At 50.5% G+C, this 14,426-nt stretch carries 15 protein-coding genes; all 15 read left to right on the forward strand.

Features of this window, described 5'->3' with window-relative positions:
* Window positions 1-109 precede the first annotated feature (109 nt).
* The 15 genes from MKX76_RS06515 to MKX76_RS06580 all read left to right on the forward strand — a co-directional run bounded on the left by MKX76_RS06515 (window position 110) and on the right by MKX76_RS06580 (window position 14,241).
* A complete protein-coding gene (locus tag MKX76_RS06515) occupies window positions 110-1,495 on the forward strand; it encodes an ABC transporter substrate-binding protein (protein WP_007128267.1) in 1,386 nt (461 codons plus the stop codon).
* A gap of 93 nt (window positions 1,496-1,588) precedes the next feature.
* Window positions 1,589-2,485 (forward strand): carbohydrate ABC transporter permease, encoded by an 897-nt coding sequence (locus MKX76_RS06520; RefSeq protein ID WP_028405137.1) that lies wholly within the window; start codon window positions 1,589-1,591, stop codon window positions 2,483-2,485.
* The gene (locus MKX76_RS06525) at window positions 2,467-3,333 is read left to right on the forward strand and encodes a carbohydrate ABC transporter permease (RefSeq protein WP_034273159.1); all 867 of its coding nucleotides are present in this window, start codon (window positions 2,467-2,469) and stop codon (window positions 3,331-3,333) included. The genes MKX76_RS06520 and MKX76_RS06525 overlap by 19 nt, the downstream gene beginning before the upstream one ends.
* Before the next feature lie 5 nt (window positions 3,334-3,338).
* Window positions 3,339-5,813: a family 43 glycosylhydrolase gene (locus MKX76_RS06530; RefSeq protein WP_341033251.1), complete on the forward strand. Its 2,475-nt coding sequence runs from the start codon at window positions 3,339-3,341 to the stop codon at window positions 5,811-5,813.
* A 36-nt stretch (window positions 5,814-5,849) separates the two neighbouring features.
* Window positions 5,850-7,616 carry a glycoside hydrolase family 2 protein gene (locus tag MKX76_RS06535; RefSeq protein WP_007128263.1) on the forward strand — a complete coding sequence of 589 codons (1,767 nt, stop codon included), beginning with the start codon at window positions 5,850-5,852 and terminating at the stop codon, window positions 7,614-7,616.
* 473 nt (window positions 7,617-8,089) lie between these two features.
* A complete protein-coding gene (locus MKX76_RS06540; protein WP_007128262.1) occupies window positions 8,090-8,218 on the forward strand; it encodes a hypothetical protein in 129 nt (42 codons plus the stop codon).
* Window positions 8,219-8,254: 36 nt separating this feature from the next.
* On the forward strand, window positions 8,255-8,686 hold the full coding sequence (locus MKX76_RS06545) for a hypothetical protein (RefSeq protein ID WP_007128261.1): 432 nt from the start codon (window positions 8,255-8,257) through the stop codon (window positions 8,684-8,686).
* Window positions 8,679-9,347: a DUF998 domain-containing protein gene (locus tag MKX76_RS06550; protein WP_007128260.1), complete on the forward strand. Its 669-nt coding sequence runs from the start codon at window positions 8,679-8,681 to the stop codon at window positions 9,345-9,347. The genes MKX76_RS06545 and MKX76_RS06550 overlap by 8 nt, the downstream gene beginning before the upstream one ends.
* Before the next feature lie 336 nt (window positions 9,348-9,683).
* The gene (locus MKX76_RS06555; protein WP_007128259.1) at window positions 9,684-10,295 is read left to right on the forward strand and encodes a TetR/AcrR family transcriptional regulator; all 612 of its coding nucleotides are present in this window, start codon (window positions 9,684-9,686) and stop codon (window positions 10,293-10,295) included.
* Window positions 10,296-10,299: 4 nt separating this feature from the next.
* On the forward strand, window positions 10,300-10,911 hold the full coding sequence (locus MKX76_RS06560) for a GNAT family N-acetyltransferase (RefSeq protein ID WP_007128258.1): 612 nt from the start codon (window positions 10,300-10,302) through the stop codon (window positions 10,909-10,911).
* 38 nt (window positions 10,912-10,949) lie between these two features.
* Complete coding sequence (locus MKX76_RS29740) at window positions 10,950-11,039, forward strand: AraC family transcriptional regulator (RefSeq protein WP_167324083.1); 90 nt, start codon at window positions 10,950-10,952, stop codon at window positions 11,037-11,039.
* Window positions 11,040-11,056: 17 nt separating this feature from the next.
* Window positions 11,057-11,431, forward strand: coding sequence for a winged helix-turn-helix transcriptional regulator (locus MKX76_RS06565; RefSeq protein WP_007128257.1), 375 nt, complete (start codon window positions 11,057-11,059; stop codon window positions 11,429-11,431).
* A 61-nt stretch (window positions 11,432-11,492) separates the two neighbouring features.
* On the forward strand, window positions 11,493-12,041 hold the full coding sequence (locus tag MKX76_RS06570) for a cysteine hydrolase family protein (protein WP_007128256.1): 549 nt from the start codon (window positions 11,493-11,495) through the stop codon (window positions 12,039-12,041).
* Between the two features lie 185 nt (window positions 12,042-12,226).
* The gene (locus MKX76_RS06575; protein WP_007128255.1) at window positions 12,227-12,904 is read left to right on the forward strand and encodes a response regulator transcription factor; all 678 of its coding nucleotides are present in this window, start codon (window positions 12,227-12,229) and stop codon (window positions 12,902-12,904) included.
* Between the two features lie 17 nt (window positions 12,905-12,921).
* Window positions 12,922-14,241 (forward strand): HAMP domain-containing sensor histidine kinase, encoded by a 1,320-nt coding sequence (locus MKX76_RS06580; RefSeq protein WP_341033252.1) that lies wholly within the window; start codon window positions 12,922-12,924, stop codon window positions 14,239-14,241.
* Window positions 14,242-14,426: the final 185 nt, after the last annotated feature.

Genomic DNA, 14,426 nt, shown 5'->3' on the forward strand with positions numbered 1-14,426 from the left:
TTCAATCTCTTCAATTTTATAATAAATTGAGTATATAAAAGTATATTGTTATAAGTTATTATGACTTCGTAAAGCGCTTACAATATACCTTGAAGAAGAGGGGAATCGCATGAAATCGAAGAGCAAATTTGCAGGTATGATCATGCTGTTACTGATGTTTGCGTTATCCGCTTGCAGCGGAGGCGGAAGCGGTCCAAACGGCGGAGCTTCCTCCAACAACCCGGACAGCTCGGCGCCAAGCAATGAGGCTGCCGCCGGGACGGACAAAAAGGAGCCCGTGACGATCGAGTTTATGGGCCATGGCAATCCGAACGAAAAGAAAATTTTCGAAAAGCTGATCGCTTCCTTCGAGGAGAAGTACCCGCATGTCACCGTCAAATATACATCGGTGCCTCCGGGCGAGTACTCGCAGAAGATGACAACGCTGATCAGCTCCGGCAAGGTGCCTGATGTATTCTACGTCGGCGGGCCCGAATTCTATCGGTTTGCAGAAGCCGGAACGCTCCTCAATATTCAATCCTATCTGGACCAGACGACGTTGTTTAAACCAGACAACGTATGGAAGCAGGCGATGGACCGTTACCGCTTCGACGGAAGCAAGGTCGGTACCGGAGACTTGTACGGACTGCCGAAGGATGTTGGCCCGTGGGCATTTGTCTACAATAAGGATTTGTTCGATCAAGCGGGCGTGGCGTATCCATCCGCAACAGCCGGAGAGTGGACATGGGACGACATGCTCGAAGCAGCCAAGAAGCTGACGGTTGACAACAACGGCGACGGAAAGCCGGAGCAGTACGGGGTTGGCGCATACAGCCTGGAGTCCGCGGTTTGGGCCAACGGCGGCGAGTACATCGATTACGACACCGGTACCGTGAAAGTAAATGAGCCTGCGTTTTATGAGGCGATGCAATTCGTAGCCGACCTGAATCTGAAGCATAAGGTCAGCCCGAATCAGGAAGCTGAGCAAGCAATGAATGCTTACACCCGCTTTATTAACGGACAGCTGGCCATGTTTGCGATGGGTCCTTGGGATCAGCCGGCATTCTGGGAGCTGCCGTTCAATTGGGATATTGCGGCATGGCCGGCAAGCCCGAACACGGGACAAACGGCGACCTGGCTCGGTTCGATGGGATTTGCCGTATCGGCGAAATCCAAGCACCCTCAGGAAGCGTTCGATTTGGCGGCGTTCCTGTCGTTGGATGAGCAAGGACAGCGCGAAAACTACCAGCTCGGGCAAGCGGTTCCCAACCTGATCGACATGGCCGAAGGCGAGTTTATGGAAATGGATAAAGGGCCGCAAACACGTCAAGTATTTCTGGATATTATCCAAGATTACGGTCGTCCGGACGTGATAGCCTTCTCGAAGGATACGCAATGGATGGATGCATTTAATCAGAACGCGAGCAAGGTATGGAACGGCGATATGTCGGCCAAGGACTTCACGGCTGAAATCCAGCCGAAGATGCAGGAGCTGTACGACAAGGGAAATAAATAATGGCGCAAGGGGGCGGCCGGCTGCTGTTGCCGGCGCTCCCCGCTATATGAACAACGCCCTGTCATAAGGAATACAGGCGAAGGTGGAATGAATATGGGAACGAAGCTGCTCAGCGGCTATCGCAGAAAGGAACTGGCTTGGCTGTATCTGTTCGTCGCTCCGCCGGTCCTCGGATTTCTTTTGTTCGGCCTCGTGCCGATCTTGTTCTCGATCTATATTAGCTTTCATAAATGGGATATGCTGTCCGATCCGCAGTGGATGGGATTCGCTAATTATAAGGATCTTCTGGCCGACGAAAAGGTGTTCAAATCTCTGTATAACACCGTGTATTTGATGATCGGCATACCGATCGGCATGGTGCTGTCGCTGCTGCTGGCGATCTTGATGAACCGCAAAATCGCGGGCATCTCGTTCATGCGCACGATCTATTATCTGCCGGTCATCTCGCCGATTATAGCGGTATCGCTGCTGTGGCAGTGGATTTTGAACCAGGATTACGGGCTGCTCAACAACTTCCTGTGGGAGGTGTTCGGGATAACCGGGCCTAACTGGCTGGGCAAACCCGAGTGGGTGAAGCCTTCGCTGATCCTGATCGGTCTGTGGAGCGGCATCGGGGGGAACATGGTGCTGTACTTAGCGGGACTGCAGTCGATCTCATCAACGTATTACGAAGCTGCGGAAATCGACGGCGCCGGAGCATGGCATAAGCTGACGCGAATTACGATCCCGCTGCTTACGCCGATTCATTTTTTCGTCATCGTTATGGGTATCATCGGGGCGTTCCAGTCGTTCAGCCAAATCTATGTGCTGGCGGTCGACGGCGGACCGGAATATAGCGGCGCTACGGTCGTCTATTACATATTCCAGCATGCGTTCGAGTATTTCAACATGGGATATGCGAGTGCGGTTGCATGGGTGCTGGGTATTTTGATTTTCATCGTCACGCTGATTCAATTCAAGCTTTCCAATCGATGGGTTTATCAGGACTAGGGGGGATTATCGTGAGACGGGAAAGATGGACCGACCTCTGGTCGCTGCTGCTGTTACTGTTCGGCTCGGTGTTTATGGTCGCGCCGTTCCTTTGGACCATATCGACTTCACTTAAGGATCGACGAAACGTATTTGAAATTCCTCCGCAGTGGATCCCCGATCCGTTTACGTTTGGCAACTACGCGAAGGTGTGGCAGGAGTCGCCTTTGCTTAACGGGTTTATGAACAGCTTGATCATCGTCGTAATCGTCCTGACGGTCGGCATGCTGGTATCCGCCATGTCGGCGTATGCATTCGGGAAATTTGAGTTTCCATATAAAGGGGTGCTGTTCCTCGGTTTGCTCGGAACGATGATGATTCCTTATTCCGTTGTCATGATTCCGCAATATATCGGTTTTTCCAGGCTGGATTGGGTAGATACGCTGCTGCCGCTCATCATACCCGGCCTGTTCGGAAACATCGTCGTCATCTTCTTCATACGGCAGTATCTGCAGAGCGCGATGCCGACGGAGTTGATCGAAGCGGCGAAGATCGACGGCTCCAGCTTTCCTGGAATCTTCTTCAAGATCGCGCTGCCGATCATGAAGCCAGCGCTGGCGGCTCAAGCAGCCCTGAGCTTTATGGGCATTTGGAACGATTTCCTCGGCCCGCTGATTTACTTGCATACGCCCGAGAAGCAAACGATCCAGGTGCTGATCGCTTCCATGCAGGCCATGTACATCGGTCAGTCGGACTATCCGATGATCATGGCCGCCGCCATCATCGCGATGGTGCCGGTGATCATCGTATTCTTTTTCTGCCAGCGATACTTTATCGAATCGATGGCGATCAGCGGAATCAAGGGGTGAGGCGTATGCCGATAAGCATACCGCACCTGCGGAAGATCGCCAGATCCCTTGGAGCATTAGGATTAGCGGCCGGATTGGCAATGTCGGGTTGCAGTACAATCACGAAACCGGAGGCGGTCGATATGGAAATTTACAAGAACCAAACGTATGCCAATCCTTTTCCATCCTTAGAGGAAGAATGGGAGGATTACGGCAACGGAGATCCATACGTGCTGCGGCATGACGGGCGCTATTATCTGTATGTCAGCACGAAGGATCACCGGACGGGAATCAAGGCGTGGATGTCGGATAATCTGGTCGATTGGCGGTATGCGGGGCTGGTGACCGAAGATCCTGTCTCGACCGGCGCCTATGCGCCGGAAGTCATTTACTGGAACGGCTGGTTCTATCTTTATACTTCTCCGGCAGGCAGAGGTCACTTCGTGTTCCGGAGCGAATCGCCGACAGGCCCGTTCGAACGAATCACCGAGAATGTCGGCATGAGCATCGACGGCTCGGTGTTCATCGACGATGACGGAACCTGGCTGTTTACGCATGCAGGCTCCTCGGGCATTGTTGGCGTTCCCATGAACGGTCCTGCCGATTTCGGGGTAGGCCAAACGATTCCGGGCCCATACTTAGGCCACTGGACCGAAGGGTCCATGATCATTAAACGTAACGGAACCTATTATATGACCTATACCGGCAATCACGTATTCAGCAAAGGTTATCGCATTAACTATGCCGTGTCCCATGATTCGCCGCTTGGTCCGTATACCGTTCCGGTCAACAACCCGCTCGTCATCAGCACCAAGCCGGACTTCTACGGACTCGGCCACAGCTCAACCGTCCTTGGTCCCGACCTGGATTCATATTATCTCGTATACCATAACCTTACGGGAAGATCCCAGGAAGGCCCGCCTGTCCGCCGTATGAACATCGATAGGCTGGTCTTCAATGGAGACAGGATGGAGCTTCTCGGACCGACGAACTACGAACAGCCTGTTCCGAGAGGGCCGGTCTTTGCCGACAGACTGGATGGAGCTGACATCGACGAAGCATTGTGGGAGGCTGAGAAAACAGCAGGGAGCGGTCGAATCATCAGCAAGGAGAGCACGGGTCCAATCTTTACGGCTGAATATAATTTGGAGCCGTCTCAGGCGCGCGCTGCCGCATTGTTTGCCTATGAGGATGCGAATCAATACGGATTCGCCGAAATTGAGCCGAAGGACAACGCGATTTCCTTGGGGACAGTGGTGGACGGAAGGCGTCAGGTGCTTGCCGAGACGAAGATCCCTCAAGACATGGATTGGTCTAAGCTGCACACCATTCGTGTCGAGCGTGGAGAAGATCGGCTCCGGGTTTATCTGGACGGCATGCTGAGGCTGGATGAATCGGCGGACTCGTTCGGCCCAGGCAAAATCGGATATCTGTACGAGGAAGGCGATCCGGGCCTTTCGTATACGGCGTTCTCGAATCACGCTTCCGGCACCAGCGACTTTGATACGGCTAAGCCGCTTCCTGGCAGCATCGAGGCCGTTCATTATTTAAGCGGCGAAGGCAGGGGCTTTTCGGTCCGGCACCCCTCAGCTTCCAGTGAATGGCGCCGTTCGGACGGAACGGCAATCAAGCTCGCAGAGGATGGGAGCTATGCGGCCGCACTGACGGAAAAAGGCGACTGGCTGCGCTACGCGGTGAACGTCTCCGAATCCGGCACGTATGGGCTGGACCTGACGGTCAAGTCCGGCGCGCATCCATCGGCCATCAAGGTTCTTGTGGACGATAAGGTAGCCGGAAGCTATAAAGTCGATGGCAGCGATCACTCCGGCAGCGAGCCTTGGGTGAAAATCCGGGTCGGGTCGCTGAAGCTCGAAAAGGGGTTTCGTAGCCTTACCATTCAATTGAACAGCGGCCAAACGCTGGAGTGGACAACGATGGATCTTGAACGGGTCAATGAAGAAAAGTTCAAAGTCGAGGGTGTTCTGGAACAAGCAAGCGCCGAGGATATTCATGGCCAGTGGGTTGAAACGGATGGAAGGTATGCCGGCACAGCCGATTCCGATGCCAAGATGTATGGAGGAAGTCCTCAGTGGACCGACTATCGCATCCGTACGACCGTAAAGCTTGGCGTTGACCCGTCCGGTCAGGCGGGGGTGCTCTTCCGGGTGACGAACGAGTCGGATTTCCGGGATCAAGTGAGCGATTCGTTGATGGGATATTTCCTTGCCGTCAGCGCCACGAAGCTTGAGCTGTACAAACATAATTACGATTCCGAGCTTCTGCAAAGCGTGAAAATTTCGCTGGAGCCTAATGAGCTAGCAAGCTTAAGCATTGAGGCGGTTCGCGGCGAAATCCGAGTTTATGCGCAGGACGGGAAAGACCCGGTTCTGACGTACGAGGATCCGCGGGCTTTCATGCAGGGGAGAGTGGGCATTCGGTCGGTTCATGCGGAGCAGATCGAGCTCGGGGACATCACGGTAGAGTCCATAGCTGTGAAATAGAAACATAAACTAACAGAAGATGGAGAGTGGAACAGAATGTCAAGCTCGCACAAGTATATTAAGGACTATCCCAGACCGCAATTGGTACGTGAAGAATGGGAAAATCTGAACGGGGAATGGGATTTTCGGTTCGACGATGCATTGGAGGGGGAAAGCGGCAAGTGGTTCGAACGATTAGATGCTGACCGCAAAATTACGGTCCCCTTCACATTTGAAACGAAGGCCAGCGGCATAGGAGACGAAACATTCCATCCTTGCGTGTGGTATGAGCGGTCGGTTACCGTTCCTAATGAGGCAGCGGGAAAGCGGATCCTGCTGCATTTTCAAGCCGTCGATTACGCGGCGACTCTATGGGTCAATGGCAGGAGGATCGGCACGCATGAGGGAGGATATGCCGCATTTTCGTTCGATATTACCGAAGCGGTCGAGCTTGGCCGGGAGAACAGAATTACCGTTCGAGCTATGGACAGCAACAGCTGCATGCAGCCGCGCGGCAAGCAGCGCTGGATGAAGGACAGCTTTGGCTGCTGGTACGTGCAAACCACCGGCATTTGGCAGACCGTGTGGATGGAATACGTGAACCCGGTCCATATCCGCAGGGTGAAAATTACGCCGGACCTGGAACGGGGGGCGGCGAACTTCTGTTATGAATTGGGGAATACAGGGCTTCGTTACGACGGAGTAACCCTTCAGACGATCGTCCGGTTTGACGGAAAGCTGATCCGATCTTCGGAAACGAGCGTCGAACGCAGTACGGTAACGGTCGACGTCAGTGTCGTGAACGAAGCGGCGGGTGAATGGAAGATCAAGCCTTGGCACCCGGATCATCCGAACTTATACGACGTCGAGATGATTCTTAAGCAAGACGGGCAACCGATCGACACCGTCTATTCCTATTTCGGCATGCGAAGCATCCGGATCGTAGGAGATCAAATCTTGCTGAATCATACGCCGCTTTATCAGCGGCTGCTGCTGGACCAAGGGTATTGGAGCGAGACGCATCTGACGCCTCCATCGGAGGAAGCGCTGCTGGAAGACATCGACAAAACGCTTGCGCTCGGTTTTAACGGTGTGCGCAAGCATCAGAAGCTGGAGGATCCCCGTTATTTATACTGGTGCGACCGCAAAGGTCTTCTGGTCTGGTCGGAAATGCCGTCAACCTACGAATTCGGCGACGATGCCGTAGAACGCTTCACGAATGAATGGATGGCAATCGTTCGGCAGTATTATAACCATCCTTCCATTATTACCTGGGTACCGTTTAACGAGTCATGGGGAATATCCGAGATCTTTACCGATCGCATGCAGCAGCAGTTTACGGAGTCGATTTATCATCTGACCAAGGCATTCGATCAAATGCGGCCGGTGATTGTGAACGACGGATGGGAGCATACGGTATCGGATATTATTACGCTCCACGACTATGAAGAGCTGGGCGCCATGCTGGAAGAGCGTTATCGGGACAAAGACGCACTCTTAGGCAATGCGTTCGCGCATAACAAGCATCGATACCCATTTGCGCAGGGCTATGGCTATCGCGGTCAGCCTGTCATTATCAGCGAATACGGCGGCATCGCCTTTACAAGCGAAGAGGGCTGGGGCTACGGAAATCAGGTTCGCAGCGATGAGGAATTTTTGAAGCGTTACGAAGGCATAACGCAGGCGATAAAAAGCTTGCCTTACGTGTGCGGATTCTGCTATACGCAAATTACGGACGTGCAGCAGGAAGTGAACGGCTTACTGACAATCGAGCGCAAGCCGAAAGTGAATATGGACTCGATTCGAAGCATAAACCTGGCATGAGCAACTTGAAGCATTGAAGCCTTGCGACCCAATCTCCGGGAGCAATCTCTCTTGAAGATTCAGATTCGCAGATCCTAACGCCGAAAGCTTTTATCTGGAAGTAAACCACGGATGATTACATCTGTGGTTTATTTTTTTGTTGTGATCCAGCCAAATTACCGTCGTTCATAAACAAAGCTTGGACAAATCAAACGAATTCCAGCTCCAGTTAAGAAGTTCCGTTTTTTTTCAAGGAAGAGTTCCTACATGCAGTTTGAACTAGAAACAATTATTTTTGGAAAATCAATTATATACATTGACATGTATATACGTATAAGTGTATATTGGGTGCATGAGCAGACAGCGAACCTGCAGACACGATGCCAGACCTCTCCAGATCTTAGGAGATTGGCTGGATTCTACCCATATCTGCGGGAAGAGGGTCTCGCCTTTTCCGAGGGATATTGCTCGAGTATCTAAAAGGAGGATGACTTATGACGGCTATCAACAGTTTTGCCGCAAGCTACCTGCAGAACCATCGAACCATCTGGAACGAGCGGCTTGACCAACTGGACAATTACCTAAAAAGGATGATCGCCGATAAGAAGAAAGATCAATCATAAGAAATAACCAATTAAACAATGAAAGGAGAATGAAAAGTGACTGATCTTCAATCGCTGGATCGTTTAGTCGGTACATGGCAAATCAGCGGAGGGGCAGAAGGCACCGTAACCTATGAATGGATGGAAGGCGGATATTTCTTGATACAACGCGTTCAGCTTATGCAGCATGGACAAGAAGTGAAAGGCATTGAGATTATCGGGCATTTAAAGCCATTTGGCGAAGAACCTAGCCATGACATCAAATCACGGTATTATGATACGATGGGCAACACATTCGATTATGTTTACGAAATGGAAGGGGACACGCTAATCATTTGGGCCGGCGAGAAAGGCTCGAATACTTACTTCAAGGGAGCATTCAGTTCAGACGGGAATACGAATACGGGCGCATGGACCTATCCAGGTGGCGGCGGATATGAATCGTCGATGAGGAGAATTGCGGCTGTTGGGGGGATGACAAATGGCTAAACTGCTAGTTACAGTAAAACCGGTATCTGCGAATGCTTCCAAATTCGCCTTCGGATCGGTATTATGTGGAACGTTGTTCGTCCTTATTCTTGCCAGTCTTCATGTGCTGGAGCCGGAGTTCGATCCTACATGGCGTTTTATTAGCGAATATGCGCTTGGCAGCGTTGGATGGCTCATGCAAGTCGCATTTGGATTGTTGGCTGCTGCACAGATTGGCGTTGCAATTTCAATTTTCCCGCAAATTCGCTCCATAACGGGATACATTGGGCTCGCTATCCTTGCTATAAGCGCGGCTGGCGTCTTGATCGCGGCCGTATTCGTCACCGATCCGATATCCGTGAGCCCGGAGGCTGCAACGTTCAGCGGAAAGATGCATTCCATTGGCGCCATGCTCGATTATACGCCGGTCGCGGCTCTGCTGCTAAGCCTGGCGTTAACTCGTAGCAAACCATGGAGACCCGTTCGTAAACGGCTGCTCGTTAGCACCGGGATTGCGCTCGTCGCCATGCTCGCATTCGTCCTGCAAATCCCTCAAGACGGCCGGTTTGGTCCTGATATTCTGGCAGGTCTGTTCGGACGATTCTTGATTATTGCCGACATCGCATGGCTCTTGATCGTCGGGGTGCATGCGCTCAAACTCCGCAAGCAGGGAGGGGCATGAGCAAGCTTGGTATCGTTGATACCAACGGGAGGCGGAGTTGAGCCGGCGAAAACATCAGCGTTCGCTTGATTGATATCTGCAAAACGATGACCAGACGTTATGTTCATAGCCGCGTTTGTTCTAATATAGTTCTATATTTAGATGAAAACCCAAGTTCATGTACAGTTGACATATCGACAAGAACTTGGGTCTTTTGCTATGTCATTATCAAGTTATATGATAGCGGAATTGCAAAGGGTGGCCTCGCAGTACGATTATTTTTACTCGTTGGGTTGAAATTCCAGCTCAACTTTTTTATAATGAGTAAAAACTCACTCAAAAAAAGGAGTTATGATTTTGCCACGTACCAAAGAGCAGTATGAAGAAATGCGGAATGCCACCAGAGACAAGATCCGTTCAGCGGCGATGCAGCTGTTTGTTCATCAAGGATACGGCTCGACGAGTGTTCAAGACATCGCGGATACGGCTGGCATTAGCATCGGGTTACTGTATCGGCATTACAGGACAAAGGATCAGTTGCTTAACGAATTGGTCGGCTATGCAGTCGAAGGGTTGAAACGCAATATTCGTTCATTCGAGTCGGATCAATCCCCTAAGCAGTTAATTGCCCGGTTTATCGATGAAGTTTACACCGACCTGTCGAACGGGGAGGAGCTTGCCAATTTGCTGATCTTAATCAATCAAGCGCTGTTCGCAAGTGCAGGCACGGACTCCCAATTGCATGAGGAGATTCTCCAGGTCAATGCCAGATTGCTTGATGCAACGGCTCAGCTCATTCGTAAGGGGCAGCAGCTTGGAGAGTTCCGCTTGGGAGATGCAAAAGAGATGGCCGTCTATTTTTACGCCTCCATTCAGGGTTTGGCCGAGATGAAAATCCTGCTCAAGAGCAACTTTCAGATGCCCTCGCCGTCAGTCATGACCGCATTTCTATTTAAGGTAGGGGAGTGAACCCATGATAACCGTAGTGAAGGCTGATCAAGCGGAGCTGGATGTGAGGCCAGGATTATCGGAGCTATTTGCGGATGGCTTCAAGGAGTGGCTAGGTTTTTTCTCCAAGGATCCGAAAAAACTTGCTGCAGCGTTCGCCCACATGTTCGTGCTGGATCAATTTTATGTGGCATTACACAAGGGGCAAGTGATCGGAATGGCTGCCTGCACGAATGGAACATCACTTTCTGTCAAACTGGATAAACAGGAGCTTCGCAAACATTTAGGCTGGTATAAAGGCACATTGGCTGGCGTTTTCCTAAAAAAAGAATTTGAAACACCATTTGTTCATCCTTCATCTGGGGCAGGCTCCATCGAATTTGTAGGGACAGCTTCCGAATTCAGGGGGCAAGGCGTTGCTACGCAGTTAATTCGTCATATCCTTGAGCATACATCTTATAAGGTTTACTTGATTGAAGAAGTCGCCGATACCAATATGGCAGCAATAAAGCTCTATAATAAATTAGGCTTCGAGGAATACAAACGCAGGGAAATTCCCAGCCACCGGGCAAAGAAAATCGGAGTCAATCACATCGTCTCGTTGAGGCTCGGCAAACAGCCGAGCTCAAACGCATAATCGACGAGCACGGATCGGCACTTTACAAGCCGCAGTGCGTGGGATTTGCGAGCCCAAGCCAGCTCTTTCGAGCCTTTGCCAAAACAACCGGCATGACGCCGGAACAATACCGGAAAACCCGGCTATGATGCATAGAGGTGAGTTTATGATCATTCGTGAAGTATGTAACTGCCCGCTGGAGATTGTCCATGACATTATTAAAGGCAAATGGAAGACCATGATCATTTATCAGCTGAAGAACGGGAACACATCCTTAGCGCAGCTAGAGCGTGAAATTGACCAGATCACCCAAAAAATGCTGCTGCAGCATTTAAGGGAGCTCCAATCTTGCGGAATCGTGGATAAAATCAAAACGGAAGGTTATCCGCTGCACGTAGAGTACTATCTCACTGCACGCGGAAGAAGATTGTTAGATGCGGTCTTGATCATGCAAGAGATCGGAATTGAATATATGGTGGAGCTTGGGCAAACCGAGCTTCTCGATCGAAAAGGCATCCCATACCCACAAAAAAGTGGGTAATTCACGGGTGGTAATTCCCGATATTATAATACCTTTACTACGAGTAAAGGAGACATGAACGATGAATACAGCTTTAGTAATTGTCGACATTCAGAACGATTATTTCAAGGGAGGGAGAAATGAGCTGTACAATTCCGATGAAGCAGCTGCCCGCGCTCAAGAGGCATTGACGCTGTTCCGGGAAAAGAATTTACCCATTGTCCATATTCAGTGCATCCTGCTAGATGAACACGCAACATTCTTTCTTCCCGGTACGGAAGGGATTAACATTCATGCAGCAGTAGCTCCCCGGTCAGACGAAAAAGTGATTGTAAAACATACCCCTGACAGCTTCTATCAAACGGAACTGCAGCAGCATCTTGAATCCATTCAGGCCAAGCGGTTAGTCGTATGCGGCATGATGAGCCACATCTGTATTGATTCTACCGTGAGAAGCGCAAGTCGCTTGGGCTATGAAGTATTGTTGCTGAGCGATGCATGTGCGACCAGGGATATAGAATGGGACGGAACCGTGATCCCAGCCCAAACCGTTCATCAAACATTTATGGCATCCTTACAAGATACCTTTGCGCAAGTAAGGAATACTAGCAGTCTGAACGAGCTGATTTGATTAAGGCTATGTCCTATAAGGACATGGAAGAGCTCATGAACAATTGAAATGATAAATGATATACATAAGCCGCTGATCCTGGATCAGTGGTTTTATGTTTTCTGGAAATTCTAGCGAATCTTCATTCCCTTACAGCCATGATATGCTAGACTACTCATATACCACTATTTAGGAGTCCGAGATGAATGAAGACATTCACGATTTTGTATATTGAAGACGATCAGGAGATCGGTGCCTGGTCCAGAGACTTTTTAAGCGGGCACGGCTATGAGGTCATATGGAAGACATCCGGTTATGACGTAGAGGAAGCATTAGAACGCTGTGATTTGGTTATCGTCGACATAATGCTGCCGGGCTTGGATGGCTTTACGGTCGGTCAACGGATCAAGCGGCAGAGGCCAGAGCTGCCCATAATGATGCTAACGGCGAGAACGGCCATTGAGGATAAGCTTACGGGCTTGTCTTTTGCCGATGATTATATGACGAAGCCATACCATCCGGATGAGCTGCTGGCCCGCATTCAAGTGCTTCTTAGACGCACGGGCGTTTCGGAACCGGAACTTCTTCAGATCCGTCATTTAACGATCGACCGGAATCGTAACCGGATATGGCACACGGAATCGAAGGATGAGATTGTGCTGACAGGTAAGCAATTTCATATTTTTATGTATTTCCTTGACCATTTGAATCACATTTTAACGCAGAAGCAGATTTATGAAGCGATATGGGGCGAACCGCATTTGGCGGGGGATAAAACATTAACGGTCCATATTCGCCATTTGCGGGAGAAAATCGAACAGGATCCGGCTTCTCCCCAAATTATCGAGACCATCCGCGGCGTCGGATACCGGGTGCGGGCATGAAAATCCGAGGCTCGTTAATGACAAAGTACCTGATCCTCATTATGACCGCTATGCTGCTTTGGCCGGTCATTCCCGCGATGTTTTATTTTCCGGGCTATCTCCTTAGCAATCATCCGATTTACCGTCCGGAAGAAATCACCCGTATATGGCAGCAAGAGGCCATGAAGCTGAACGGGACGGATCGGGATACGATCCTTAACCGCTTGGCCGAGTTGAATGAGGAGTTTCCGGATGCCGAAATATTCTGGGTTGATCCGTCGGGCAAAACGCAGGCGGTCCAAGACCTTTCGGATGATACACCAGCGCAGTGGGATTATGAGGATGTGCTCTCACTTCAGATGCAAGGACATAAACCAGGATCGTTTACCTTAGCCTCGCTGATCGGTGGCGATCCCAAGCAAGGGTTTATGGTCATGCGGCTCCCTAAATCCCATATCCTATCAGCAGAGATGTCGCTCGCGGGAAATTTGCCGCTGATCCTTTTGTTTTTCATAATTTGTCTCTGCTTCGTGGGGCTGTCTTGGCTATTCTTCGTTAAGCTTCGCAAAAGACTGATCAAGCTGCAGTCAGCGATGAGCGTTAGCGGGAAGAATGAAATTCCGAATGAGGTCACGATTAGCAAAAAAGACGAAATCGGAGAGCTCGAAGGAGCCTTTAACCGCATGGTGCGGGAACTCAGGGAAAGTCAACAGCGGGAGCGGGAAGAGGAAGATTTGCGCAAGCAATTCATTTCAAACGTGTCCCATGATCTTCGCACCCCATTGACCGTCATCCGCCAGCATATCCATACGGTTCGCAATAACCCGGAATCCTCCCATGGGCAAACGTCGCTTTCCATCATTGAAAGGAAGCTGAATGAAGTCGATAAGCTGATGGATAATCTCCTGTCCTATTCGCTGCTGTCGGCAGGGAAGTATCCCATAAGCATGCAGCCCGTCGATATAACGGAGGAGGTCCGGAATCGAGTGGCCGAATGGTATCCTGTATTTGAAGCAAAGGATTTCGAGGTTCAGGTCGAGCTCCCTGACGAGCCGGTGATCTGGGCTGCGGATCCCATGTGGCTGCATCGGATTCTCGACAATGTGTTTCAAAACGTGGTGCGTCACGCCGGAGCGGGCCGGTACATCGCGGTTCATATGACGGATGGTCAGAAAAGTCAGAAGCAGACTCTCATTATTAGAGACAGAGGTCCCGGAATAAGCAATAAGACTCTTGAGAAAGGCGCCGGTATTGGTTTATCCATCGTTTCGCTGATGACCAAGGAGATGGGAATGCAGTGGGAAATGGAATCCAGCTCCACGGGGTGTACGTTTTCCATTTGGAAAGAAACGAAATAGCTAACAGATTGGGTACGGAAGACAAGGCCTGCTTAAGAGAGCCTTAAGAATGCCGACTTTTTTGACATTGAAGCTGCTTATAAGTCGTTTGTGATGACTTGCAAGCAGCTTTTTTTATGCATCTCGATGATGCGAGAGCGCTGTGAACCTTATGATGCAATTATTAACCTAATCTTAACCTTGGG

Origin of the sequence: Paenibacillus sp. FSL R5-0810 (assembly GCF_038002285.1) — a bacterium.
GTDB lineage: Bacteria > Bacillota > Bacilli > Paenibacillales > Paenibacillaceae > Paenibacillus_AQ > Paenibacillus_AQ lactis.

Coding starts and splice junctions, on each gene's coding strand:
- MKX76_RS06515 (WP_007128267.1), top strand. CDS start 110: ATGAAATCGAAGAGCAAATTTGCAGGTATGATCATGCTGTTACTGATG.
- MKX76_RS06520 (WP_028405137.1), top strand. CDS start 1,589: ATGGGAACGAAGCTGCTCAGCGGCTATCGCAGAAAGGAACTGGCTTGG.
- MKX76_RS06525 (WP_034273159.1), top strand. CDS start 2,467: ATGGGTTTATCAGGACTAGGGGGGATTATCGTGAGACGGGAAAGATGG.
- MKX76_RS06530 (WP_341033251.1), top strand. CDS start 3,339: ATGCCGATAAGCATACCGCACCTGCGGAAGATCGCCAGATCCCTTGGA.
- MKX76_RS06535 (WP_007128263.1), top strand. CDS start 5,850: ATGTCAAGCTCGCACAAGTATATTAAGGACTATCCCAGACCGCAATTG.
- MKX76_RS06540 (WP_007128262.1), top strand. CDS start 8,090: ATGACGGCTATCAACAGTTTTGCCGCAAGCTACCTGCAGAACCATCGA.
- MKX76_RS06550 (WP_007128260.1), top strand. CDS start 8,679: ATGGCTAAACTGCTAGTTACAGTAAAACCGGTATCTGCGAATGCTTCC.
- MKX76_RS06560 (WP_007128258.1), top strand. CDS start 10,300: ATGATAACCGTAGTGAAGGCTGATCAAGCGGAGCTGGATGTGAGGCCA.
- MKX76_RS06565 (WP_007128257.1), top strand. CDS start 11,057: ATGATCATTCGTGAAGTATGTAACTGCCCGCTGGAGATTGTCCATGAC.
- MKX76_RS06570 (WP_007128256.1), top strand. CDS start 11,493: ATGAATACAGCTTTAGTAATTGTCGACATTCAGAACGATTATTTCAAG.
- MKX76_RS06575 (WP_007128255.1), top strand. CDS start 12,227: ATGAAGACATTCACGATTTTGTATATTGAAGACGATCAGGAGATCGGT.
- MKX76_RS06580 (WP_341033252.1), top strand. CDS start 12,922: ATGACAAAGTACCTGATCCTCATTATGACCGCTATGCTGCTTTGGCCG.